Here is a 23,559-nt window from a genome sequence, read left to right as displayed (position 1 = left end):
GGGAAGAAAATGAATTCAATTACAATGTCAATGAATGTTGATACACTGATTCTGCAGGCTTTGCGGGAAGATGTGACAAGCGAAGATATTACGACCAATGCGATCATGAAAGGCTATCATTCTGGAAGTGTGCAGCTGATCTGCAAAGAAGATGGAGTCTTGGCCGGACTTCCGGTATTTGAACGGGTATTTCATCTTGTAGACCCTAAAACCGAGGTCACTTTCTTTTTTGAAGATGGCGATGCCGTAAAAAAAGGAGAGCTGGTCGCAGAGATCTATGGCGATATACGCTCGCTTTTAACTGGGGAACGGACAGCGTTGAACTACTTGCAGCGAATGTCAGGCATTGCGACCTATACTCATGAGACGGCCAAACTGTTAGAAGGGACAGGAATCAAACTGCTGGATACAAGAAAGACAACCCCAAACATGAGAGTGTTTGAAAAATATGCGGTCAAAGTTGGAGGCGGATACAATCATCGTTACAATCTCAGTGACGGAATCTTATTAAAGGACAATCATATTGCCGCGGCCGGCGGGATCGCCAATGCGGTCAAGATGGCTAAAGAATATGCTTCGTTTGTCCGCAAGATCGAAGTGGAAGTTGAAAATATGGAGATGGTCAAAGAAGCGGTGGAAGCCCAGGCGGATATCATCATGTTGGACAATATGAGCATTGAACAGATGAAAGAAGCTGTGGAGTATATCCAGGGACGGGCCTTAACGGAATGCAGTGGCAATGTGACCCGAGAAAACATTGCCCAGCTTGCCTCGACAGGCGTTGATTATATTTCAAGCGGAGCCCTGACACATTCGGCCAAGATCCTGGATCTTTCCTTGAAAAATTTAAAGCTGGTGTAATATGACAAAAAATGAACGTTTGGAAGCTTTGAAGAACTTATTGGAAAATACAAAAGAACCCATGTCAGGAAGTGCCCTGGCTAAAGAACTGCATGTATCAAGACAAGTCATCGTCCAGGATATCGCTTTATTAAAAGCCAGTGATGTGCCGGTGCTCTCGACCAATCGGGGATATATTCTTCCTGATCAGGGAGTCAAAGAGATCATCAAGGTTTCTCATTCTTCAAAGCAGATGGAAGAAGAATTGAATATCATTGTGGACTGTGGGGCGTGGGTCGAAAATGTCTTTGTGGAACATCCCACGTATGGTCATATTGAAGTGGAACTGATGATTCGTTCACGAAGGGATGTTAAAGCGTTTCTTCAAAAGATTCGGAAAGAAAAGGCACAGCCTTTGAATAAACTGACGCAGGGGATCCACTATCACACGATCCATGCCCCTTCTCTGGATGCTCTGGAAGAGGTCAAGGCATGTTTAGACAAACATCATATTCTCTGTTAAAATAATTTTATGAAAAAAAGTACTTTATTTGATGCGGTAAAAAAAGAGTTTAGAAAGGTATCAGGACTTGTGCTCGTACATAGTACCCTGGTGCTTATCCTGAGTATGGTCCTTGTTGCTCTGATCTTTAGAATGGAAATTTCGTTTTCAATGATCATGCTTTTGAGTGCTCTGATTCCTATGGCAATCACGATGGGAATGTTCTTTTTAGGGAAAGCATGGCTCAAACCGAATTTGGACCGAAGGCTCTTTTCTAAGAAATTACCGCATTTTTTCAGTTATCTGGTAATCTTATTAGGTGTCAATTTCTATGTTTCCTTTATCTACCAGCTTGTCATAAATCATTTCGATGTACCGACAACCGATATAAGCATACTATTTACCGGAACGGTTTGGATCGATCTGGTGATTTTAGCGTATACCGTGCTGATTGGCCCGGTTTTTGAAGAACTTCTTTTTCGAGGCGTCATTCTTCGAACCCTGGATAAATATCATAGAACTTTTGCGATCTTGGTCAGCTCGGCCTTGTTTGGTATGATGCATATGAATCTTTCCCAGGGCGTTACCACTTTCTTTATAGGCTGTGTTTTGGCCTATGCCAGCCTGAAAGAAGAATCGATGACCTTGCCAATCGTATTGCATATCGTCAATAATTTGGTTGCGGTATTGTCGGTGGCACTTCCGGTATTGTCCATCTTCTTTTCTTTGGGATTGATCGCATGTTTTGTGGGGATGGTATACTTGTTGCATAGGCACAAGGATAAAATTCCGGAACTCTTTAAACGCGAACATTGTGATTATCCGTATGGAAAGATGTTTTTCAGCTGCTGGACAATGATCGTATATCTTATTTTATTTGTATTGTTTGGCTTAAGTTTCTAGACGACGCGGTCGTCTTTTTTTGTGAACATGAAAAAAGCCTCTATCTTTCGATAAAGGCTTTGTTTTTAAATGGTGGAGCGTAGGAGGATCGAACTCCTGACCCCCTGCGTGCAAAGCAGGTGCTCTCCCAGCTGAGCTAACACCCCACAAAGATATATGTGGAAGACAACAAATGGTGGGCCTGAATGGATTTGAACCAGCGACCTCACCCTTATCAGGGGTGCGCTCTAACCAACTGAGCTACAGGCCCATTTGCTGACTGCCTTAATATAATAGCATCCACCTATAGCAATGTCAAATAAAAAAATAAAAAAAATTCCACAAAAATAACACCCCGATCTTTGAGGTGTTATTCTTGATGATATTGTAATTTAGGAGAGAGATATGAAGGGTGTTTATCGTGTTCCCTTAACACAATTATAATTTAAGATAAAGTTATCGTTCAATTATTAGATGGTTATGTGAAAGTATGTGACATTTCAAAATAATTTGTAAAATTATCGAGTTTTTTTGGTTCTTTACCGTATATGTTATAATGACAAGGATTGGAAGTGGGAGTATGTTTTTATTCTTGAAATGTCTGCCTCGTTTGTTTTCTCAGGCAAATAAAGATCTAAAGCGCCATTTTGTTTTGACTTTTTCCTCCTCGTTATCGATTGCGATTGCGTTGCTGATGGCTATGGTCATGACGGTACTGGCCGTCAATGTGTCTTATTTTACGGAGAATATTGAAGAACAGCTTGTGATCCAGGTTTCCATCAATCCCACTTTTCAAAACGATGAGATAGAAAATCTTCAAGATGAATTACAAACGATCAAAAATGTAAAAACGATTGAATACAGCGATTCGGAAGAAGAGCTTGATAAACTGATCAAAGATTATGGGGAAACCTTTGCCCAGTATCAGGGAGAAGATAAAAATCCCCTCTACGATGTTTTTCTGGTTGAACTGAAAGACAATGCCAAAATCGAAGAAACGACTTCTGCGATTCAAAAGCTTGACGGGGTCATGGAGGCAACTTATGGCACCAGCACAGTCAATACGATGGTACAGATGTTTTCCGGTCTAAGAATCGGTGGAATGATTTTTGTAGCAGCTTTGATTTTTCTGGCAATTTTCCTGATTCGCAATACGGTCAAGCTGGCGATCCAGGTTCGAAAAGATGAAATATCGATCATGAAAACCGTGGGCGCCACCAACTGGTACATTTTGTTTCCCTTTGTTTTAGAAGGGATGCTTACGGGATTCTTTGGTGCTTTACTTCCTTCGCTTTTTTGTGTTTTAGGTTATACTTCGTTATACAATGCGTTAAATGGAACGTTGATGTCAGATATGTTCACTCTAATAAAACCGTATCCGTTTACGATCTACGTTGTACTGATGTTATTGGGTATTGGTATTTTGGTGGGAATGCTGGGAAGTTATCTGGCGACTAGAAAGTATTTGAGGTGGACTCGATGAAACAAAAAAAATGGATCAGTTTCTTTTGTGCGCTGGCTTGTATCGGCGGTATGATCCATCCTGTATATGCACAGGATTACAGTGATGAAGACGCGTGGATCGAACAATGTTCAAAACCCCAGACCACACAGGAAGGGGTCAATGCCTGCCAGGGCTTTCAGGATTATCAGCAGGAACGCTATGATCAGCTTCAAAAAGATGTAGAACAATATTCCAAAGATATCGAAAGCCTGGAATCGGATACAGAAAAGATGGAGGCTTTGGCCAAGACCCAGAAAGATCTTCAGAAACAGCTGGAGTCACAGATCCAGGAAAAACAAACAATGATCGATTCGATTGAAAAGGAAATCAAAAGTCTGGATGAAAAAATCCAGAAGAAACAAAAAGAAATTGATACCTGGGATAAACAGATCAAAACGCGAATGAAAAATGAACAGGCTTCTACAGGCACCAATATGTTGATTGATTTGATCATGGGGGCGCAGGATCTGAATGATATGCTTCGGCGGATCACAGGGATCGAGCGGATCACAGAAGACGATCAAGATCAAATTAATCAATTGAATCGTTTAAAAGAGGAGCTCAATCTTCAAAAATCAGAACAAGTGCGCTTGGAAGAAGAGACAAAAAGTAAGAAAAATCAGCTGGAAGAACAGAAAAGTCAGGCCAAAGAGCTGGAGGATTCATACAATCAACTCGTTGAACAGTATAAAAAACAGATGGCCGATCTGGAAGCTGCCAAACGGGCTGCTTTCAACGATATTGAATCCATTCGCTCCAACATGATCTCGGTGAGTTATTCTGGGACGCTGCCTAATGTCAGCGGATTTACAGCACCAATCAGCGGCGGGCGTATTTCGGCTCATACGTGGGCCTATCCTGGGGGAGGCCTTCACTTAGGAATGGATTATGCGGTTCCGATTGGAACACCGGTCTTGGCACCTGCCAGCGGCGTGATCTTATACGCTGATAATCCTGCGCCATCCAACGGAGGTTATCTGGGAAACTGGTCTGGATATCCTTATGGCGGCGGAAATACGATTGAAATGGTATGCCGGGTCAATGGAACGACCTACGCAGTAAGTTTTGCCCATTTATCCAGAGAAGGTTTTGCGGTAAGTGCCGGACAGTCGGTTGCCCAGGGACAAACGATTGCCTTGACGGGCAATTCGGGCAATTCCAGCGGTCCGCATTGTCATATTGAAGTATACAATCTGGGAAATATGTCTTTGGAAGAAGCCGTTTCCCGTTTTTCCGGCTCAGCGGATTTTGCCTGGGGTACCGGTTGGAATTCCACCGCAACCGCTTGTGAAAACGGATATGGGACCCCATGCCGCGAACGGCCGGAACGATTCTTTACTAATTAAGCAGGAGGATTGGAATGATTGAATTAAGAAATGTCACCAAATCATATCCTAATGGAGTTCATGCCTTAAATCGAATCTCTTTATCGATTGAAGATGGTGAGTTTATTTATATCATAGGGCCTACAGGTTCGGGGAAAAGTACGATCATTAAGATATTGAATGGAGAAGAAGTGCCCGATTCGGGAACGGTGGTCGTGGATGGCATCAATGTAGGGGCTCTCAAACACCGTAAAGTTCCATACTATCGTCGGAATATAGGCTGTATTTTTCAGGATTACCGCCTTCTTCCTAAATTGACAGTTCAGGAAAATATAGCGTTTGCCCTGGAAGTCCTGGGAATCTCCAAAAAAAAGATCCGCAAGCGTGTGACAGAGATCCTGGACCTTGTCGATTTAAAAGAAAAGGCCCGAGCCTATCCCGATGAATTATCCGGCGGTCAGCAGCAGCGTGTAACCATAGGCCGTGCGATTGCCAATAAGCCTAAACTTTTGATAGCGGATGAACCGACCGGGAATCTCGATCCGGAAAAGTCCAAGGAAATCATGGAGTTGCTTGAAAAGATCAACGCGATGGGAACAACGGTTTTGATGGTGACTCACGATATCGTCCTAGTGGAAAAGTTCAAGAAAAGAACGGTAACATTGGACCAGGGTTTTGTGGTCAAAGATTCTAAGAAAGGCGGCTATGTCAGCCTATGAAACGTATTTTAAACTTGTTTCTATATGAGTTGAAATATGCCTTTCGAGGAATCCGTAAACATTTGGTTCTCAGCTTTTCGGCTATCAGTTCCATGGCGGTATCTGTTTTCTTGATTGGCTGTTTTCTTTTGATCGGGATCCATGTCGATCATTTTGCCGCTAATGTTCAACAAGACATGCAGATCCATGTTGTGCTGGATTCCAACCTTACATCGCAGGACGAAATCGATTCCATGGAGAAAAAAATCAAAAAGATCGATAATGTAGAAACGGTGATTTTCTCCAGCAAGGACGATGAGCTGGAATTGATGATCCGTGAAAAAGGGGAGGCCTTCAGTCAGTATCGAGGCCAAGAGAATCCCTTATCCCATGCATTTTTTGTCGTCGTCAAAGAGAGCTCGATGATCGAGGAAACTGCTGCGGAAATCGAAACGCTTGAGGGGGTTGATTCTACAGCGTTTGGCGGCTCCAGCGTGACAGAATTGATTCATTTGATGGACGTTGTCCGAAAAGCGGGATATGTTTTATCGGCGTTATTGTTGATTTTATCACTGTATCTTATATATAATACGATTCGTACGACAATTTATTCCCGTCAGGATGAAATCAATATCATGCGTACGGTAGGGGCGACGGATAGTTTTATTCGCACACCTTTTGAAGTACAAGGCATATTGATTGGCCTGCTGGGGGCTTTGATTCCATTTTTGTTGGTATATTTTGGGTATCCGATACTCTATGAAAGAATGAATGGTGTCTTATTTGCCAGTTTGTTTTCTTTGATCGATAGTTCTACGATTCGTTATATCGTCGGTTTTGGCATGCTGGGATGCGGACTTTTTGTCGGCTTTTTTGCCAGCTTCTTTGCGGTGAGAAAAACGATCAAAGCAAAGCGGTAAAAGGAGGAAAAATATGAAAAAAGCGAAGACAAGAGAATATACTTTTACCCTTCTTGTTGTGATCCTCTGTTTGGTTTTCTTTGCCCTAGGTGTGGCGGTTCCTCTGGTTTTTGATCGCAGCGGTAAAGAAGAAAGCGTGTCTGAAACGGAAAAATTTGATGCGGTCTATGACCTCTTAAAGAACGAATGGTATTTTTCCGATGAAGTGGAAGATATCGACCAGACACTGATGGAGCAGGCGATCCAGGGAATGACATCTTTGGAACAGGATCCGCATACAGAATATTTTGACCTTGAATCCGCCAAACAGTTTTCCGATGTTTTGGAAGGTTCCAATGTCGGCCTGGGATTTTCTTACTTTTTAGATGAGAATGATAATTTTGTCCTTCGGCAAATCTTTATCGGCTCTCCTGCCGAAAAAGCCGGTCTTCAAAAAGGCGATGTGATCACCAAAGTCGATGGCGCCGAATGTTCTTCCACGGCTTCCAGTAAACTTGTGAAACGAATCCAACAAAGTGAAGGAAAGTCGATTGAAATCGAATTTCAAAGAGGGCAAACAACCAAAACGGCCCATATCGTACCTTCTGAATACGATGAAACAGTCTCTTTGGAGCTTAACGAAGAAAAAGGGTATGCACTGATTGCTTTATCCAGCTTCTCTGAACAAAGCGGGGAAGATTTTGCGAAAGCCATGGGCCAGATCCAAAAGGCCGGAATCCATCAGCTGATCCTGGATCTTCGCGACAATACAGGAGGGTACTTGAGTGCGGCTCTGGATATTGCCAGTTCTTTGCTGCCAAAAGACAGCGTTGTGTTTCTGGAAGAAGATAAAGAGGGAAATACAACCGAACAAAAAACCAACGATTCTTATGGGCAGGTTGAAATGGATCAAATTGTCATCCTTCAAAATGAAAGCACTGCCAGTGCCAGTGAAGCATTGATCGGTGCTTTAAAAGATAATCTGGGCGATGTGGTCACCACGGTGGGAACGACGACCTATGGAAAAGGAACGGAACAAAGCACCGTACCATTTAGTGATGGAACCAGCATCAAGTATACGATTGCCAAATGGCTGACCCCAAAAGGAACATCGATCCATGAAAAAGGATTTGAGCCGGATGTAGAAGCACAGCCTTCAGCGGTTTCCCAAATTAGTTATTCAACCACTGAAGAAGAGAACACGATAAAAAAGGATACGGTCAGCGCCAATGCCAGTGCCCTTCAGCAGTTCCTGGAATATCTGGGATATAAAGTTGATCGCGTTGATGAGTACTTCAGCCCTGCCTCCAGCGAAGCTCTAAAAGAGTTCCAGACCCAAAATGGTTTGGAAGCAACCGGTGACTGTGATCCAGACACATGGAAGCTATTAAAGGAGCAGGCATTATTGAAATACAATAAAGAAACACTGGCTTCGGATACGCAGGTAGAAAAAGCCATTGAACAGATCAAATAGCGGCTGTAAGGCGGCTATTTTTTTGTGAAGGTGATACAATGAAACCAGGAGGTTCTGTTATGAATAATTTTAGTTTTCATTCCCCTACACGCATTGTTTTTGGAAAAGGGGCTTTGGATCAAATGAAAAAATATATCGGTCCTTTGGGAAAGAAGGTCCTTCTGGTCTATGGGAAGGGAAGCATCAAGAAAAACGGCGTCTATGATAAGATATGCAGCCAGCTTTCCAATCATGAGATTTGGGAGCTTAGCGATGTGATGCCCAATCCTCGCGTTGATAAAGTAAAAGAAGGGGCAGATCTTTGCCGTGAACACGGAATTGATGTGATCGTTGCGGCAGGAGGGGGCAGTGTATTTGATTGCAGCAAAGCGATCGCCGCTGCTTGTTTCTATGATGGAGATCCCTGGGATCTTGTTGTAGGGAAGGCAAAAGTCAGTCAGGCTCTTCCGATTGCCTGTGTGGTTACGATGAGTGCTACCGGTTCGGAGATGAATGATACGGCTGTCATTTCCAACTGGGATCTTCACCAGAAGATCGGTCTGCATGATGATCATATCTGTCCGACAGTTTCTTTTTTAGATCCGGAAAATTTGTTTACCGTTCCCTTTTCGCAAATGGCTGCCGGCATTGCGGATATCTTGTCGCATTTGTTCGAACAGTATTTTACGGATGTGGAAGATGCCTATGTACAGGATGGATTGGCTGTGGGCTGTATGAAAGCGTGTATCCATTACGGACCGATCGTGTTAAAGGATCCTTCCAACTATGAGGCTTGTTCCAATTTGATGTGGGCGGCGCCGATGGCGTTAAACGGACTGTTGAAAACGGGATACTCTATGGGATGGTCCTGTCATCCTATGGAACATGTACTGAGTGCTTATTATGATGTGACCCATGGGGTGGGTCTTGCGATTTTAACGCCTCGCTGGATGCGTTATATTCTTGATGAATCCACGATCTCCCGATTCAAAAAGTATGGGGTCGAGGTCTGGGGAATCGATGCAAACCTGGACGATTTTGAGATTGCCCGCAAAGCCATCCAGAAAACAGAAGAATTCCTGTTTGAAACTTTACAGCTTCCACGTTCACTTTCGCAGCTGGGCATCCTTGAGGAAAGCTTGCCGGAAATGGCAAAAAGCTGTGTGGAAACCAAGGGCGGAAGTGTGCAAGGATACAAAACGTTGTATGAAAAGGATGTTTTGGCAATCTATAAAGCGTGTTTATAAGAAAAAGGAAGTTACTCTAAATAGAGAATAACTTCCTTTTCTTTTAAGCTTTTCTTCAAGTCGATCACACGTTGATTTTCACTGCCTCTAAACGCAAGAGAAATATTCTTTCGTTCCTGTTTGAACGGGCCATCCACTAAGATGTCGATGTACGAGAGCATCTCATCAGTGACTTCGCAGTGTCTTCGGCCGCCGTCCAATAGATCCTGGTCCAGAACAAATCCGGTATACGCCCAGATATCTTTTTCCGGGCAGGTTTCTTTCACTTTTTTTAGAAGCGATACAAGCACTTTCTGGTTCTCGATTTCGAAAGGCTCTCCGCCTAACAGGGTGAGTCCCTGGATATATTCTGGTTTCAATGCGTCCAGGATCTCTTGTTCGGTTTTTTCTGTATAAGGAGCACCATACTGAAAATCCCATGTCTCCGGCTGGAAACAGCCGGGGCATTTGTTTGTGCAGCCTGAAACGAACAAAGTAACGCGAACACCTTCGCCATCGGCTATGTCATATTTTTTTATATTTCCGTAATTCATAGGCAATCCTCGATTCTTTCTTCCATTATATAGTAAAAAAAGAGAGAACACTCTCTTTTTTTATAAATGCAGAACGCGTTCCTTGATTTCCTGAGTACGTCCCTGATTCCAGAACTGGGTTCCAATATAACCGCAGGTACGACGGGCCACGTTCATTTTTTCCTGATCGCGGTTTCCGCAGTTTGGACATTCCCAGACAAGTTTGTGGTTTTCATCTTCGATGATCTGGATCTCACCGGTGTATCCGCATTCCTGACAGTAGTCACTCTTGGTGTTGAGTTCAGCGTACATGATGTTGTCGTAAATGTGCTGGATCACAGCCATAACGGCAGGGATGTTATTTTCCATATTCGGTACTTCAACATAACTGATGGCTCCTCCAGGTGAAAGCTTCTGGAACTGTGATTCAAACGTCAGCTTATCAAAGGCGTTGATTTCTTCGGTTACGTGGACATGGTAGCTGTTTGTGATGTAGTTTTTATCGGTAACTTTTGGGATCACACCGAAGCGATCCTGCAGTTTTTTGGCGAACTTATAAGTTGTCGATTCCATTGGCGTGCCATACAAAGAGAAGTCCATGTTGTTTTCTTTTTTCCATTTGGCACAGGCATCGTTAAGATACTGCATGACACGAAGGCCAAACGTAGTTCCTGGTTCTTCTGTGTGCGGAACGCCCGTCATATACTGTACACATTCGCACAGGCCGGCGTATCCTAACGAGATCGTTGAATATCCGCCGTAAAGAAGCTTATCGATCTTTTCGCCTTTTTCCAAACGAGCCAGGGCTCCGTTCTGCCACAAAATTGGAGCTACGTCGCTTGGGGTTCCTTTCAAACGTTCATGGCGGCACATCAGGGCGCGGTAGCATAAGTCTAAACGCTCATCCATGATTTGCCAGAAACGTTTCTCATCTCCTTTTGAAGAGCAGGCCACATCGACCAAATTGATGGTGACAACGCCCTGGTTGAAACGTCCGTAATATTTTGGCTTTCCGTTTTCATCAACGTATGGGGTCAAAAATGAACGGCATCCCATGCATGGATAACACTGACCTTCTCCATTTTGATCGACTTTTAACTGTTTCATCATCTTTTCGGAGATGTAATCTGGAACCATACGTTTTGCGGTACATCTGGCTGCCAGTTCGGTTAAATAGTAGTACTTGCTGTTTTTGTGGATATTGTCTTCTTCCAAAACGTAGATCAGCTTAGGGAAGGCCGGTGTGATCCAAACTCCTTTTTCATTTTTAACGCCCTGGATCCTTTGTTTCATGACTTCTTCAATGATCAATGCCAAATCGTCACGAGTCTGTCCTTCCGGCACTTCATCAAGATACATGAACACAGTAACAAATGGGGCCTGTCCGTTGGTTGTCATCAAAGTGATGACCTGGTACTGGATCATCTGCACCCCTTTTTCGATTTCTCTTAATACACGCATTTCCGCAATCTTGTTGATCTTGTCATCGTCTACATCCATCTGCATGGCTTTAAATTCATCGCGAACTTCCTTGCGTGCTTTTTCGCGGCTGACCTGAACAAAAGGAGCCAAATGAGAAAGAGTGATGCTTTGACCTCCATACTGGCTGCTTGCCACTTGAGCAATGATCTGGGTGGCAATGTTGCAGGCTGTAGAGAAACTGTGCGGTTTTTCGATCATGGTTTCTGAGATGACCGTACCGTTTTGAAGCATGTCTTCCAGGTTGACCAGGCAGCAGTTATGCATATGCTGGGCAAAGTAGTCAGAATCGTGGAAATGGATCAGCCCTTGTTCGTGGGCTTCGATGATATCCTGTGGAAGCAGGAATCGTTTTGTGATATCTTTGGAAACTTCTCCGGCCATGTAGTCACGCTGTACGCTGTTGACCAGAGGGTTTTTGTTTGAGTTTTCCTGTTTGACTTCTTCGTTGTTTCTTTCCAGTAAAGACATGATCTGCTGGTCGGTGGAATTGGCTTTTCGAACCAGAGCTCTTTCATAACGATAGGTGATATAGTTGTGGGCAACCGCAAAGTATTCTTCTTTCATGATGGCGGTTTCAACCATATCCTGGATTTCTTCTACGCTTGGGCTTCGTTTCATGGCCTCGCATTGATTTTCGACCAGTTTGGCGATTTTAAGGATGGTGGCTTCGCTCATTTGTGAATGAGAAGTTGCTTTGTTTGCTTTGCGGATCGCATTTTCGATTTTCTGGACGTCAAAAATGACTTCTTCACCGCTTCGTTTGATTACTTTCATAGTGTGTGCTCCTTTTCTTTTATTGAAATAGTTGAACCGTCAACTATTTTATTCGATGTACTTCTAAGTATACTTTGTTTCGTTGAAAAAACAAGGGCCAGTTTGGACCAATTTTTTGAAAATCCCATAAATAAAGGAAAGTCGAAAAAAAAGAAATTTTTCACGTGTTAAAATGTGCAAATTGGGTTCATAAAAATTAGTAAAATGCTTAAACAGTATAGCTTGAATGGAGTCCATTTGTCAGGTGATTTGCACTGAAAAAGCGAAATTTTTGACAGCGCGCCTATAAGGAATGTTTACGTATCGTAAACATATATTCACGAAACGTTGACATATTCTCTTTTTAGGCTTAAAATAAAACGTGTTTTTATAGAAAAGGAATTGAGTATGGAGAAATATGTAGAACTGAACAGTCAGGGAAACGTCCTGCGGGGGATGATGCATATTCCGGAAGGAATATCCTCTTCGATCCCGTTTGTGATCTTGTTTCATGGCTTTCAAGACGATCGAAACGAAATCAATTTTGTTCACACCGAGCTTTCCCGCCGCCTGTGTCAGGCCGGCATCGGATCGGTTCGCTTCGATTTTTTGGGAAGTGGAGAAAGCGATGGCACCTTTTCGGACATTACGGTATCCAAAGAGATCCAGAATGGGATCGATATTCTAGACTATGTTTTAAATCTGGACTTTGTGGATAAGCGCCGGGTTGCTTTGCATGGGCTCTCTCTAGGCGGCTGTGTTGCCAGTATGGTGGCCGGGCTGCGGAAAGAAGACGTCTGTGCTTTAAGCTTGTGGTGTCCGGCCCTTGATCTTGTCTATAACTTACAAAAGAAAAATCTTTGCGGCATGGATGTCTTTGATATCGAAGAAAAAGGATATGCCGATGTCGAAGGGCTTATGCTTTCTTTGGATTTTTATAAAGACTGTCTGAATCTGGATCCGTATCAGGTCGCAAGCCTGTATACGGGGCCGGTCAATCTTGTGCATGGCGATCAGGATATCACAGCCAGTCCTCAGGTGTCTTATCGTTTGAAAGAGATCTATCAGGAACGTGCACAGCTGACAATCGTAGAGGGAGCTGAACATCGTTTCTTGTCTATGGACTACCGGAAAGCGCGAATGGATAGCGCAGTTCAGTTTTTAATAAAAAGTTTGGGGGAATCAAGATGAAAAGAGAAAAGAAAAAGCCAACTACAGCCTTTGCCTTAGGCTCCTTTTTATTGATCATTGCCGTTCTGGTCGTACTGATCAATCTGGGCGTCAATACGACCGTCTCTATTTTTATTGGAGCGGTGGTTGCGGTAGGCATTGCCCTGGCGTTAGGAATCTCCTGGGAAGAGATCGAAAATACGATCAAACAAGTCATTGCCGACAGTACACCTACCTTTTTGATCGTGATCATGGTCGGCATGCTTGTCGGGATCTGGATGGCAGGAGGAACCGTGCCGGCTTTGATGTATTATGGCATGAAGCTGATCTCGCCTTCGATCCTGGTGCCGCTGGCATTTATTCTATCGAGTATTACTTCTATCTTTACCGGGACTTCTTTTGGCTCGGTGGCGACGATGGGGCTTGCCATGGTGGGAATTGCCATGACGACCGATTTATCCATTCCCCTTGTTGTCGGGGCGGTGGTTTCCGGTGCGTGGCTGGGCGATAAAATGTCGCCTTTATCGGATACGACCAATATGGCCAGCGGTGTCAGCAAGGTGCCGCTGTATGATCATATCGGTTCGATGATGTATACGACCTTGCCGGCGGCCGTTGTGGCAATCGTTTTATTCGCAATTGCCGGTTTTGTCTCTGGCGGAGGCAGCATGGATGCCAGCCAGTCGCAGCTGATCATGACGACATTGGAAAATAATTTCAATATGAGTCTGTTACTGATCGTACCGGCGATCCTGGTTCTTCTGGTATCGGTATTTAAGATGCCGGCGATTCTGGGCATGGGTTTGACCGTAATTGTCAGTGCCGGCTTTGCGATGTTGTTTCAAGGGGTTGGCTTTGTCGAACTGATGAACTATGCCTTCAACGGATTTAGTATTGAAACCGGAGTATCCATCGTGGATCCGATGCTCAATCGCGGCGGTGTTACCAGTATGATGGAGCTTTTAGGGATCTTTATGGTGGCTTCGGTTATGGGCGCTGTGATCACTTCCACCGGGATCCTGGATGTGATTGCCAAAAATGTTTTATTGCGTTTTATCAAAAATCGCGTGATTTTGGTATTTACATCGCTGATTTATTGTTACATCGTGAATTTTCTGGCCGCTGGAGGACAGATCGTTTCCATCATTGTCACGGAACAGACGTTTGAAGAAACCTATGATCGAATGGGGATTCATCGCAAGGTGTTATCGCGAACGTTGGAAGATGCCGGAACCTTAAGTGCTCCCATTGTTCCTTGGGGTGTTGCCACGATCTATGTCATGAGTGTGTTAAGTGTGGATGCTTCGTATATTCCTTACTGCTGGTTTATTTTCCTCGTTCCTGTTTTCTCGATCCTGTGTGCGGTAACCGGAATTGGGATCTGGAATACAAAAGGGGAAAAGATGTGGGGAAAAAACAAGGCAGAAGCGTCTCCTATCGAGTAAAAAGTGTCGGTTGACACTTTTTTTCTTTGATATAATAAAGGTAAGAAGAGGAGGGCCTGTTATGCGTCTAGAAGGAAAATCAATTGTAGTAACTGGTGCGAGCTCAGGAATGGGAAAAGCCATCGTGGAACGCTTTGTGAAAGAAGGCGCCTATGTTGTGGCGGTGGCCAGAAGATACCAGAGGCTTGAAGAATTGAAAGAGAGTTTGAAAGAAGAACCTGGAAAAGTGGTGATCTTCCAGGGCGATGTGTCCAAACGGGAAGATAATGAAAAAATGATCGATCTGGCAATTTCAGAATTTGGCAAACTGGATGTACTTGTCAACAATGCCGGGATCATGGACGACATGTCCGGGATAGGCGATGCGACCGATGAAAAATTCGAACAAGTTATGAAGGTCAACGTTTATGGACCGATGTGTGCCATGCGTAAGGCTGTTTCAGTATTTAAAGAACAGGGAAATGGCGGCAACATCATCAACGTTGCCAGCGTTGGCGGGATGCGTTCGGTAGCCGGTGCCATCTATTGCGCCAGCAAGGCGGCAGTGTTATCGATGACGAAAAATACTGCTTTTATGTATTTCCCGGATAAGATTCGCTGCAACGCCATTGCCCCAGGCGGTATTCAGACGGAAATCAGCAATTCTATGGGGATGCCGAACATGGAAGGTTATGGCCGTGTGCAGAAGATCTTAGCGGCTGCTCCGGAAATGGGAATGCCGGAAGATATTGCCAATGCGGCTCTCTTTTTGGCCAGCGATGAATCATCGTATGTCAGCGGGGATACATTGATCGTCGATGGCGGATGGATTGCGGGTTAGTCCATACGAATTCGTTGAATTCAACCTTTGTTAGTGGTATATTAAGAACGGTAAAATGGAGGAACAATAATGAACAAAAGACCTGTAATCTTGGTTGTAATGGACGGTGTTGGAATCAACAAAAGCGAATTTGGAAACGCCGTGGCATTGGCCAATAAACCGACTTTGGACAAATTATGGAATGAATGTCCTCATACACAGCTTCGCGCTCATGGTTTGGCTGTGGGACTTCCTAGCGATGGAGATATGGGAAATTCAGAAGTAGGACATAATGCGATTGGCTGCGGTCAGATCTATTCGCAGGGAGCCAAACTGGTTAACGAAAATATTGAAACAAAAGAAATTTTCCAATCAAAAACATGGAAAGAACTGGCAGAAAATGCGAAAGGGCATACTATGCATTTTATCGGTTTGCTCAGTGATGGAAATGTGCATTCTCACATCAATCACTTGAAAGCTTTGATTGCTCAGGCAAAAGAAGAAGGAATCCATGAAGTCCGTGTACACGCTTTGTTGGATGGACGTGATGTACCGGAAACAAGTGCCTTGACGTATGTAGAAGATATTGAAAACTACATGGCGGGTTTGAATGATGATACCTTCCATGCCTGCATTGCCAGCGGCGGCGGACGTATGCAGATCACGATGGACCGTTACGAAGCCAACTGGGGCATGGTTGAAAAAGGATGGCATATCCATGTTATGGGAGACGGCCGTCAGTTTGAAAACGCCACCCAGGCTATTGAAACATACCGTGAAGAATTGGGTGTGATCGATCAGGATCTTCCTGGATTTGTCATTGCCAAAGATGGAAAACCGGTGGGAACCATTGAAGATGGCGACAGCGTGATCTTATTCAACTTCCGTGGAGACCGTGCTCAGGAATTGTCTTTAGCTTTTGATACGGATGAAAGTTTTGACAAATTTGATCGTGTTAAAAATCCGAAAGTGCTGTATGCCGGTATGCTTCAGTATGATGCCGACCTGGACATCCCTCATAAATATTTGACCGAACCGCCAAAGATCAAATACACATTGACAGAAGAACTGTGTAAACACGGAATCAAAGAATATGCGATCTCTGAAACACAGAAATATGGACATGTAACGTATTTCTGGAATGGAAACCGTTCGGAAAAATTTGATGAAGCTTTGGAAACCTATGTAGAAATTCCAAGTGACGTGATTCCGTTTGAACAGCGTCCTTGGATGAAGTCGGCAGAAATCACAGATCAGCTGATCGAAGCCATTGAAAGCCAGCAGTATGATTTCTTGCGTACCAATTATCCTAACGGAGATATGGTAGGACACACTGGAAGTCTTCCAGCGACGATCATTGGAGTGGAATCGGTCGATCTGGCTCTGGCTCGTTTGATCAAAGCGGTGGATAAAGTCAATGGTATCCTGTTGGTGACAGCTGACCATGGAAATGCGGATGAAATGTATGATAAGCCTAAAAAAGAAGGGGCTCCAATCAAGTCAAAAACATCGCATACATTGAATCGTGTTCCATTCATCGTGTATGGAGCGGATGTGACTTTGAAACAGGATGACACTTTAGGATTGTCCAATATCGCAAGCACGGTTGCGGATTTGCTGGGTGTTGAACCAAACGAACACTGGAACGAAAGCATTATTGAAAAGTAGAAATCGTTTTTAAGGACTAAAGTTTCGCTTTGGTCCTTTTTTTCATGGTATAATGGTTTACGCTTAAGGAGAGATGACTATGATTTTTACGGAATTGACACAGAATGAATTTGATCAGTTTGCCTTGCATCATCCATTAAGAAACTTCTGGCAAACTTCGAATATGGCAAAAATGCGGGAAGCAAAAGGTTTTTCTACGGATTATGTCGGCATCAAAGACGACCAGGGAAATATTCTTGCCGGATCGATGCTTTCGAGCATTCCGGTATTTATGGGCTCGACACTGGTTCAGGCTCTTCGCGGACCGCTTTTAGACTATAAAGATGAAAAAATGGTGCGTTTTTTTCATGAACATTTGATCGAATATCTAAAAAAAAAGAACTGTCTTTATTTTCATATCGATCCTTATGTGCCTTATGTGCCCCATGATCTGGATGGAAATGTGATTGAAGGAAGCTGGGACAATAAGGACGTAGTCGAACTGTTAAAAAAACTGGGATATCGTCATGAAGGATTTACCCGCGGTATTGATTTAACTCGTGAACCACGATGGATCTATACGGTTCCTTTAAAAGATAAAACGCCGGAAGAACTGATGAAACAGTTTGAAAGGAAAACGATGCGAAGCATCAAAAAAGCCTTGAATTATAACGTGCAGGTCAATGAGCTGGACCGTGATCATATTTATGTCTATGAAAACGTATTGAAACAGACCAGCGAAAAAAGAGGGTTTGAAGGAAGAGACGATGAATATCATCATCGTCTGTACGATGCCTTCCATGACGATGGATATGTAAAGTTTTTGAATGCGACCGTGAATCTGCAGGATTATAAAAAAGACCTTTTAAAAGATCTCAAGAAACAGGAAGATGTTTATGAATCTTCCAGAAAACGTCTGGAAACGCAGGAAAGTCCCAAGATCCAGAAAAAAATGGAACTGGCAAAAGAGCAGATCGATCAGCTTCATGCCAAATTAAACGAAGCTGACCAGATGATTGCCAATGATGGAGAGGTCCTGGATCTTGCCAGCGGTATCTTTTTCACATATGGAAGCGAAGTTCTTTGCCTCATGAGCGGTGTTTATGAAAAATATACGCGTTTTGCGGCACCTTATGCCATGCATTGGAAGATGATGAACTATTGTATAGAACATGGAATGGATCGGTATAACTTATATGGAACCAGTGGAAACTTCAGTCCGGATGCGGAAGACTATGGGGTCTATTTATTTAAGAAAGGATTCCAGGGAGAAGTCGTTGAGCTGATTGGAGATTTTGAATACATCGTGGATCCCAAAAAATATAAGTTGTACAACACATTGAGAAACATCAAGCATAAGATACGCAAATAGGACCGGTTTTACAGGATTTTTACTTTGCCTTGTCGCATCTATGATAAAATAAGGTATGAAATGAGGAATGAAACATGGTTCGTATATGCGTAGTCGAAGACGATGAAAGCATACGCCAGTTGTTGAAACTGACATTGGAGAATTTTCAATATGAGATCGTAGATTTTGACAACGGGGAAGATGCTGATCATTATCTTCAGGAAAATAAAGTGGATCTGGCGATCCTGGATCTAATGCTGCCAAAGAAAAACGGCTATGAGATCTTAAAAGGCCTTCGTCAAAAAAGTATCAATAAAGAAACGCCGGTCATTATCCTAAGCGCAAAAGATCAGGAAGTCGATAAGATTTTGGGACTGGATCTTGGGGCAGACGACTATATGACCAAACCGTTCAGTGTACTGGAACTGGCGGCTCGTATCCGCGGCTTATTACGAAGAACGAAAAAGAATGTCAATATTATGGAAGAAGGCGTTCTTTCGGTTGATCTGGATCAAAGAATCGTTCAGGTGGAAAATCAGCCGGTGGAATTGACATTTAAAGAATTTGAACTCTTAAAGTATTTGATGAACAATCCCGGACGTGCCATTTCCAGAGAAGAACTATTGAATCAGGTATGGGGCTATGATTTTGTCGGAGAAACAAGAACATTGGATGTTCATATCAATTCTCTTCGAAAAAAACTGGGGCCCATTGGCCGAAATTATATTAAATCGGTACGCCAGTTAGGCTATCGTTTCAGTGCGGGTGATGGAAATGCGTAAAAAGATCATCCGCTCTTTTATGTTTACCTTTCTGATTTCTTTTCTGATTGGCTTTACTATCTTGTTTGGCATCATGTACATGGTCTTTTTAAATACACAGCAGACCCGTCAGTTTGATCAGCTGCGGATCATTGAGAACATGAATGAGGTCGAAAAGAAAGATGTTGGAAAATATTTGGAAAAACTGGATTCCCGTCTGACCGTGATCGATGAGGATGGACAGGTTTTATATGATAATATCGTGGATACGATCGACGAAAATCATTTAGAAAGAAGCGAAGTGAAACAGGCTTTGGCACAAACCCAGGGAAGTGCGGTCCGAAAATCGGATACAACGAATATCGATTATCTTTATACAGCTATCTACGATGAGACCAGTCACATCATTGTGCGTCTGGCTACGCCTTTTGACGGGATCGCACAATCTTCCTTTGCCTTGCTTCCCAGCTTTATCATGGCCTTTTTGATCGCATTGGTTACCGTCTGGTTTATTTCAAAGCGCATGGCTTCCACGATCATTTTGCCTTTGCAGGAGATCTCTCAGAAAATATGGACGACGCGTATCGGCAAGGAAAAGATCCGATTTGAAATGTATCAATATCCGGAGCTTTATGAGATCACGGAAGCGATTGAATCGATGAATGAAGAAATCAGTGAAAACATCAGTCAGCTCGAAAAAGAAAAAAAGATTCGTCAGGAATTCTTTTCAAACGCTTCCCATGAATTGAAAACGCCGCTGACTTCGATCATAGGGTATACAGAGCTTTTAAAAACGAACACGATCACCGATAAAGAACAAAAACAGCGCTGCCTGGATCTGATCATGAAAGAAAGTCAGCACATGAAGCAGCTGGTGGAAGATATCTTGACCATTTCAAAACTGGAAAGCGAAGAATATAAGGCTTCTTTGAGTCATGTGTCTATCCCTGAGCTGATGAACGCTGTATTGGACCGGTTTCAAGTCTCGATGGAGACAATGGGGCTTATTGTGGATGTGCAATGTGATCCGCTTCTTGTCTATGCCGATAAAAGACACATTGAAGGACTTTTCGAAAATCTCATCAGCAATGCGGTTAAGTACAATGTCCAGGGTGGAAAAATATCCATTGCCTGTTATGGGGTGAACCAGGATATGATCTTTAAAATACAGGATACGGGAATTGGTATTTCAAAAGAAGATCAGGAACGAGTGTTCCAGCGCTTCTATCGGGCGGACAAACAAAGATCCAAAGTGATCTCGGGAACGGGCCTGGGTCTTGCCATCGTGAAGCATATCGTTCAGTACTATGATGGGTCGATAAAACTGGAAAGTGAAGAAAAAAAAGGAACAGCCATCACGCTGTCCCTGCCTGTTTTAGTAAAGGATCATTAAGTTTTGGTTAAAGGACGTAACGCCCACAAAAGGATCGCATAGCGAACAAGTTCTACGATTGCGAAAAGAATGAAAACGCGAATCGGATACGCTCCGGAAGTGATGTAACCAATAAATTTGGGCATGTACGCCGCCAGTGAAATAATTTCTCCTATAGCGCATCCGATCAGGATGCGTTTTGAATAAGGGTGGTTATAATACATAAAGAATATCGGAATGGTCCAGATCACCGCTGTGATGATGGAGAGAATAAAAATGTCTTTTGTCGCAAAGACCGTTTGCAGATCGTTGCTGACAAAGAAGTTTGAGAATATCTGCACCACAATAGGGAAGACCATCAAACTGGCATATATACAGATTCCCAGCCGAACAGAGACCTGAGGAAGTGTATAAGGCTCCGCTTCATAGTCTTTCTCTTCATATTCATATTTTGGATAGACTGGTTTTTTGATGGGCTCATAGAGTTCTTCTTCCTGGTCGTACTCTCCATATTCCTCTTCTTCGGATTCTTCATCGATCTCAACGACATGATCGTATAAGATCTTGCTCCAGCGGTTGTGTCCCAGACTATGACCAACCGCATACAGGAAAATCAGCTTTATAAGCATGCAGCCAATCCACGCGGCATAGAACATGAAACTGGGAATGTCCTGGATCAAATAATAAACCGGCAAGGCGACCAGCAGGAATTCAAAGAAAAAACAGATCCAGTAAAAAATTCGAAATACTTTAGCACCCGATACCAGCATCAAAAATAAAATAAGATACAAAGCCAGCTGACCGCCGGCCAGGATGATCAAAAATAACGGAGGCAATGGGTTATCCAGAAAATCAAGGTTCAATAAGAAAAATGACCCGACAAAATACAGCACCAAAAAAATATAAGAAAAGAAAAGCCGTATTGAAGTTCGGGTTTTTGCCTTTTGATAAAGAATCGCATCCTTTTGTTGATAATTCATCTTTTCCATGTTAAATGTATTATATGAAAAGGAGATTCGAATGTCAAAAAGTGTAATTATAGAAAGAATTGTTGAAGAAAAACACCTGGCTTCACAAATGAAGAGCGGTTCGCTGGATGTGCTGGCCACTCCGCAGATGATTGCCTGGATGGAAGAAGCCAGCTGTCTGGCTTTAAACTTGGAAGAAGGGAAAACCAGTGTGGGGACATTTATGTCTGTAAGTCATGACAAAGCCAGTCCGCTGGGGGCTAAAATTGAGATCCATGCGGACTTGATTGAACAGGACGGACGTAAACTGGTTTTCAAAGTTTCGGCTTTTCAGGATGGTGCCTGCATTGGGAAAGGCGATCATCAGCGCTTTATTGTGGACAGTGAGCGATTCTTACAGAAGACGTACGGAAAATAGAGGCGCTGCCTCTTTTTTTGTATGAGCACAAAAACTTGAAACAAAAAGAAATCAAGGTACAATAGAAGTGGATACTAAGGAGGAGATTCGATGTATAATGTTCGTAAAGTTTATAATGATTTATATTGGATAGGAGCCAGTGATCATCGCCTGGCGCTTTTTGAGAATATTCATCCCATTCCCAGAGGCGTTTCCTATAACTCTTATGTATTGATGGATGAAAAAAATGTATTACTGGATACCGTGGACTGGTCTGTATGCCCCCAGTTTTTAGAAAATTTATCGCATTTATTAGAAGGAAAAACATTGGATTATATCATCGTTCATCATGTTGAGCCTGACCATATGGCAAGTCTTGGCGAAGTGATGCTGCGATATCCAGAGGCACAGATCGTCGCAAGTGCTAAAGCTATTTCCATGATGCAACAGTTTGGCTTTGATGTATCTGCCAAGGCCCAGGCCGTTAAAGAAGGCGACGTCCTTTCGACGGGAAAACATTCTTTGACCTTTGTGATGGCACCAATGGTGCACTGGCCGGAAGTCATGGTGTCTTATGATACACTGGATAAGACATTGTTTTCAGCCGATGCTTTTGGAACTTTTGGCGCCTTAGATGGTAAATTATTCAACGATGAGGTGAATTTTGACCGTGACTGGATCGATGATGCGCGTCGCTACTATACCAATATCGTAGGAAAATATGGAGCTCAGACAATGAACCTTTTGAAAAAAGCTTCTGGTCTGGAGATTGCCCGCATCTGTCCGCTGCACGGACCGATCTGGCGTAATGATCTGGAATACTTTATTGACAAACACAAACACTGGGCTTCTTATACACCAGAAGTTCAGGGTGTTATGATCGTATATGCTTCTATATATGGACATACAGAAAGTGCGGCTCAGGCATTGGCTTCGAAACTGGTTCAAAATGGAGTGAAAGATGTTTCGGTTTATGATGTATCCAATATCGATGTTTCGTATCTGGTATCCGAAGCATTCAAATATTCACACATCGTATTGGCATCGAGCACATACAATGCGGATATCTTCCCGAAAATGAAAGATTTCCTGGAACATCTGAAAATGTTGAATCTTCAAAATCGAACCGTGGGTATTATGGAAAATGGTTCCTGGGCAAGTACTGCAGGAAATGCGATGAAAAAGATTCTGGAATCCATGAAGGATATGACGATCCTGGATACAGAAGTAAAAATCATGAGTTCGCTCAACGATGAAGAAAAATTAGATAACTTCGCTGATGCGATCACACAATCATTAAAAGCACAATAACGCGACGATTCGCGTTATTTTTTTAGTCCAATTCGGTCCGTACAGAACAAAGCTAAAGAGAAAGAGTTAAACTAAGATTACTCTATATACTATAAGAAAGGATTGAGGGCTTATGAAGATACGGAGTAAGATCTGTTCTTTGATCATGGTTTTAGGACTTTTTGTTTCGGGTATGACAATCACGTTTGCTCAGGAAGAACCTACGCCTGAAATCATTATCAATCAGACAGAAGAAACAAAC

At 43.1% G+C, this 23,559-nt stretch carries 21 protein-coding genes and 2 tRNA genes; 18 read left to right on the top strand and 5 right to left on the bottom strand.

Annotated elements, in window-relative coordinates; translation table 11 throughout:
- Window positions 1-9: 9 nt before the first annotated feature.
- The 3 genes from nadC to Q0K03_RS01385 are packed head-to-tail and all read left to right on the top strand — an operon-like array spanning window position 10 to window position 2,245.
- Complete coding sequence (nadC, locus tag Q0K03_RS01395; RefSeq protein WP_297236998.1) at window positions 10-861, top strand: carboxylating nicotinate-nucleotide diphosphorylase; 852 nt, start codon at window positions 10-12, stop codon at window positions 859-861.
- 1 nt (window position 862) lies between these two features.
- A complete protein-coding gene (locus Q0K03_RS01390; protein ID WP_297236954.1) occupies window positions 863-1,363 on the top strand; it encodes a transcription repressor NadR in 501 nt (166 codons plus the stop codon).
- A 9-nt stretch (window positions 1,364-1,372) separates the two neighbouring features.
- Window positions 1,373-2,245: a type II CAAX endopeptidase family protein gene (locus Q0K03_RS01385; protein ID WP_297236952.1), complete on the top strand. Its 873-nt coding sequence runs from the start codon at window positions 1,373-1,375 to the stop codon at window positions 2,243-2,245.
- A gap of 70 nt (window positions 2,246-2,315) precedes the next feature.
- Here the strand turns inward: Q0K03_RS01385 and Q0K03_RS01380 are convergent.
- Together Q0K03_RS01380 and Q0K03_RS01375 are read right to left on the bottom strand one after the other, a co-directional pair.
- Window positions 2,316-2,391 (bottom strand) — tRNA-Ala (locus tag Q0K03_RS01380).
- Between the two features lie 27 nt (window positions 2,392-2,418).
- A tRNA-Ile gene (locus Q0K03_RS01375) sits at window positions 2,419-2,495 on the bottom strand.
- Window positions 2,496-2,804: 309 nt separating this feature from the next.
- On the opposite strand from Q0K03_RS01375, the gene ftsX (Q0K03_RS01370) reads away from it, so the two are divergent.
- Genes ftsX (Q0K03_RS01370) through Q0K03_RS01345 form a run of 6 tightly spaced genes read left to right on the top strand, consistent with a single transcriptional unit; the run spans window position 2,805 to window position 9,350 of the window.
- Window positions 2,805-3,707 carry a permease-like cell division protein FtsX gene (ftsX, locus tag Q0K03_RS01370; protein WP_297236950.1) on the top strand — a complete coding sequence of 301 codons (903 nt, stop codon included), beginning with the start codon at window positions 2,805-2,807 and terminating at the stop codon, window positions 3,705-3,707.
- A complete protein-coding gene (locus tag Q0K03_RS01365; protein WP_297236948.1) occupies window positions 3,704-5,074 on the top strand; it encodes a peptidoglycan DD-metalloendopeptidase family protein in 1,371 nt (456 codons plus the stop codon). Before ftsX (Q0K03_RS01370) ends, Q0K03_RS01365 begins: the two co-directional genes overlap by 4 nt.
- 14 nt (window positions 5,075-5,088) lie before the next feature.
- Window positions 5,089-5,772 (top strand): cell division ATP-binding protein FtsE, encoded by a 684-nt coding sequence (ftsE, locus tag Q0K03_RS01360; RefSeq protein WP_297236946.1) that lies wholly within the window; start codon window positions 5,089-5,091, stop codon window positions 5,770-5,772.
- Window positions 5,769-6,671: a permease-like cell division protein FtsX gene (gene ftsX / locus Q0K03_RS01355; protein WP_297236944.1), complete on the top strand. Its 903-nt coding sequence runs from the start codon at window positions 5,769-5,771 to the stop codon at window positions 6,669-6,671. The genes ftsE and ftsX (Q0K03_RS01355) overlap by 4 nt, the downstream gene beginning before the upstream one ends.
- A 13-nt stretch (window positions 6,672-6,684) precedes the next feature.
- The gene (locus Q0K03_RS01350) at window positions 6,685-8,124 is read left to right on the top strand and encodes a S41 family peptidase (protein ID WP_297236942.1); all 1,440 of its coding nucleotides are present in this window, start codon (window positions 6,685-6,687) and stop codon (window positions 8,122-8,124) included.
- A 59-nt stretch (window positions 8,125-8,183) separates the two neighbouring features.
- On the top strand, window positions 8,184-9,350 hold the full coding sequence (locus Q0K03_RS01345; protein ID WP_297236940.1) for an iron-containing alcohol dehydrogenase: 1,167 nt from the start codon (window positions 8,184-8,186) through the stop codon (window positions 9,348-9,350).
- 11 nt (window positions 9,351-9,361) lie between these two features.
- On the opposite strand, the gene nrdG is transcribed toward Q0K03_RS01345, so the two are convergent.
- Both nrdG and nrdD read right to left on the bottom strand, forming a co-directional pair.
- Entirely contained in the window at window positions 9,362-9,883 is a 522-nt protein-coding gene (gene nrdG / locus Q0K03_RS01340) for an anaerobic ribonucleoside-triphosphate reductase activating protein (protein ID WP_297236938.1), read from the bottom strand.
- Window positions 9,884-9,943: 60 nt separating this feature from the next.
- Window positions 9,944-12,118 carry an anaerobic ribonucleoside-triphosphate reductase gene (gene nrdD / locus Q0K03_RS01335; protein ID WP_297236936.1) on the bottom strand — a complete coding sequence of 725 codons (2,175 nt, stop codon included), beginning with the start codon at window positions 12,116-12,118 and terminating at the stop codon, window positions 9,944-9,946.
- Window positions 12,119-12,505: 387 nt separating this feature from the next.
- Here nrdD and Q0K03_RS01330 point away from each other — a divergent pair, with 387 nt between their 5' ends.
- From Q0K03_RS01330 to Q0K03_RS01300, 7 genes are all read left to right on the top strand, one after another.
- The gene (locus tag Q0K03_RS01330) at window positions 12,506-13,288 is read left to right on the top strand and encodes an alpha/beta hydrolase (RefSeq protein WP_297236934.1); all 783 of its coding nucleotides are present in this window, start codon (window positions 12,506-12,508) and stop codon (window positions 13,286-13,288) included.
- Window positions 13,285-14,712: a Na+/H+ antiporter NhaC gene (gene nhaC, locus Q0K03_RS01325; RefSeq protein ID WP_297236931.1), complete on the top strand. Its 1,428-nt coding sequence runs from the start codon at window positions 13,285-13,287 to the stop codon at window positions 14,710-14,712. The genes Q0K03_RS01330 and nhaC overlap by 4 nt, the downstream gene beginning before the upstream one ends.
- A 61-nt stretch (window positions 14,713-14,773) precedes the next feature.
- Window positions 14,774-15,532 (top strand): glucose 1-dehydrogenase, encoded by a 759-nt coding sequence (locus tag Q0K03_RS01320; RefSeq protein WP_297236929.1) that lies wholly within the window; start codon window positions 14,774-14,776, stop codon window positions 15,530-15,532.
- Between the two features lie 69 nt (window positions 15,533-15,601).
- The gene (gene gpmI, locus Q0K03_RS01315; RefSeq protein ID WP_297236927.1) at window positions 15,602-17,179 is read left to right on the top strand and encodes a 2,3-bisphosphoglycerate-independent phosphoglycerate mutase; all 1,578 of its coding nucleotides are present in this window, start codon (window positions 15,602-15,604) and stop codon (window positions 17,177-17,179) included.
- Window positions 17,180-17,258: 79 nt separating this feature from the next.
- Window positions 17,259-18,530, top strand: coding sequence for a peptidoglycan bridge formation glycyltransferase FemA/FemB family protein (locus Q0K03_RS01310; RefSeq protein WP_297236925.1), 1,272 nt, complete (start codon window positions 17,259-17,261; stop codon window positions 18,528-18,530).
- Between the two features lie 74 nt (window positions 18,531-18,604).
- A complete protein-coding gene (locus Q0K03_RS01305) occupies window positions 18,605-19,291 on the top strand; it encodes a response regulator transcription factor (RefSeq protein ID WP_297236923.1) in 687 nt (228 codons plus the stop codon).
- Window positions 19,284-20,663: an ATP-binding protein gene (locus tag Q0K03_RS01300; protein ID WP_297236921.1), complete on the top strand. Its 1,380-nt coding sequence runs from the start codon at window positions 19,284-19,286 to the stop codon at window positions 20,661-20,663. The genes Q0K03_RS01305 and Q0K03_RS01300 overlap by 8 nt, the downstream gene beginning before the upstream one ends.
- On the opposite strand, the gene Q0K03_RS01295 is transcribed toward Q0K03_RS01300, so the two are convergent.
- Complete coding sequence (locus Q0K03_RS01295) at window positions 20,660-21,631, bottom strand: hypothetical protein (protein WP_297236919.1); 972 nt, start codon at window positions 21,629-21,631, stop codon at window positions 20,660-20,662. The genes Q0K03_RS01300 and Q0K03_RS01295 overlap by 4 nt on opposite strands.
- A gap of 31 nt (window positions 21,632-21,662) precedes the next feature.
- On the opposite strand from Q0K03_RS01295, the gene Q0K03_RS01290 reads away from it, so the two are divergent.
- Window positions 21,663-22,028, top strand: coding sequence for a thioesterase family protein (locus Q0K03_RS01290; RefSeq protein ID WP_297236917.1), 366 nt, complete (start codon window positions 21,663-21,665; stop codon window positions 22,026-22,028).
- 90 nt (window positions 22,029-22,118) lie between these two features.
- Window positions 22,119-23,318: an FprA family A-type flavoprotein gene (locus Q0K03_RS01285; protein WP_297236915.1), complete on the top strand. Its 1,200-nt coding sequence runs from the start codon at window positions 22,119-22,121 to the stop codon at window positions 23,316-23,318.
- Window positions 23,319-23,559: the final 241 nt, after the last annotated feature.

Origin of the sequence: uncultured Faecalicoccus sp. (assembly GCF_944327125.1) — a bacterium.
GTDB lineage: Bacteria > Bacillota_I > Bacilli_A > Erysipelotrichales > Erysipelotrichaceae > Faecalicoccus.
Note: the sequence above shows the minus strand (reverse complement) of the source record. Positions and strands in the feature narration are given on the sequence as shown.

Excerpts from the sequence above, each read along its gene's own strand:
- nadC (WP_297236998.1), top strand. The coding sequence starts at position 10 with ATGAATTCAATTACAATGTCAATGAATGTTGATACACTGATTCTGCAG.
- Q0K03_RS01390 (WP_297236954.1), top strand. The coding sequence starts at position 863 with ATGACAAAAAATGAACGTTTGGAAGCTTTGAAGAACTTATTGGAAAAT.
- Q0K03_RS01385 (WP_297236952.1), top strand. The coding sequence starts at position 1,373 with ATGAAAAAAAGTACTTTATTTGATGCGGTAAAAAAAGAGTTTAGAAAG.
- ftsX (WP_297236950.1), top strand. The coding sequence starts at position 2,805 with ATGTTTTTATTCTTGAAATGTCTGCCTCGTTTGTTTTCTCAGGCAAAT.
- Q0K03_RS01365 (WP_297236948.1), top strand. The coding sequence starts at position 3,704 with ATGAAACAAAAAAAATGGATCAGTTTCTTTTGTGCGCTGGCTTGTATC.
- ftsE (WP_297236946.1), top strand. The coding sequence starts at position 5,089 with ATGATTGAATTAAGAAATGTCACCAAATCATATCCTAATGGAGTTCAT.
- ftsX (WP_297236944.1), top strand. The coding sequence starts at position 5,769 with ATGAAACGTATTTTAAACTTGTTTCTATATGAGTTGAAATATGCCTTT.
- Q0K03_RS01350 (WP_297236942.1), top strand. The coding sequence starts at position 6,685 with ATGAAAAAAGCGAAGACAAGAGAATATACTTTTACCCTTCTTGTTGTG.
- Q0K03_RS01345 (WP_297236940.1), top strand. The coding sequence starts at position 8,184 with ATGAATAATTTTAGTTTTCATTCCCCTACACGCATTGTTTTTGGAAAA.
- nrdG (WP_297236938.1), bottom strand. The coding sequence starts at position 9,883 with ATGAATTACGGAAATATAAAAAAATATGACATAGCCGATGGCGAAGGT.
- nrdD (WP_297236936.1), bottom strand. The coding sequence starts at position 12,118 with ATGAAAGTAATCAAACGAAGCGGTGAAGAAGTCATTTTTGACGTCCAG.
- Q0K03_RS01330 (WP_297236934.1), top strand. The coding sequence starts at position 12,506 with ATGGAGAAATATGTAGAACTGAACAGTCAGGGAAACGTCCTGCGGGGG.
- nhaC (WP_297236931.1), top strand. The coding sequence starts at position 13,285 with ATGAAAAGAGAAAAGAAAAAGCCAACTACAGCCTTTGCCTTAGGCTCC.
- Q0K03_RS01320 (WP_297236929.1), top strand. The coding sequence starts at position 14,774 with ATGCGTCTAGAAGGAAAATCAATTGTAGTAACTGGTGCGAGCTCAGGA.
- gpmI (WP_297236927.1), top strand. The coding sequence starts at position 15,602 with ATGAACAAAAGACCTGTAATCTTGGTTGTAATGGACGGTGTTGGAATC.
- Q0K03_RS01310 (WP_297236925.1), top strand. The coding sequence starts at position 17,259 with ATGATTTTTACGGAATTGACACAGAATGAATTTGATCAGTTTGCCTTG.
- Q0K03_RS01305 (WP_297236923.1), top strand. The coding sequence starts at position 18,605 with ATGGTTCGTATATGCGTAGTCGAAGACGATGAAAGCATACGCCAGTTG.
- Q0K03_RS01300 (WP_297236921.1), top strand. The coding sequence starts at position 19,284 with ATGCGTAAAAAGATCATCCGCTCTTTTATGTTTACCTTTCTGATTTCT.
- Q0K03_RS01295 (WP_297236919.1), bottom strand. The coding sequence starts at position 21,631 with ATGGAAAAGATGAATTATCAACAAAAGGATGCGATTCTTTATCAAAAG.
- Q0K03_RS01290 (WP_297236917.1), top strand. The coding sequence starts at position 21,663 with ATGTCAAAAAGTGTAATTATAGAAAGAATTGTTGAAGAAAAACACCTG.
- Q0K03_RS01285 (WP_297236915.1), top strand. The coding sequence starts at position 22,119 with ATGTATAATGTTCGTAAAGTTTATAATGATTTATATTGGATAGGAGCC.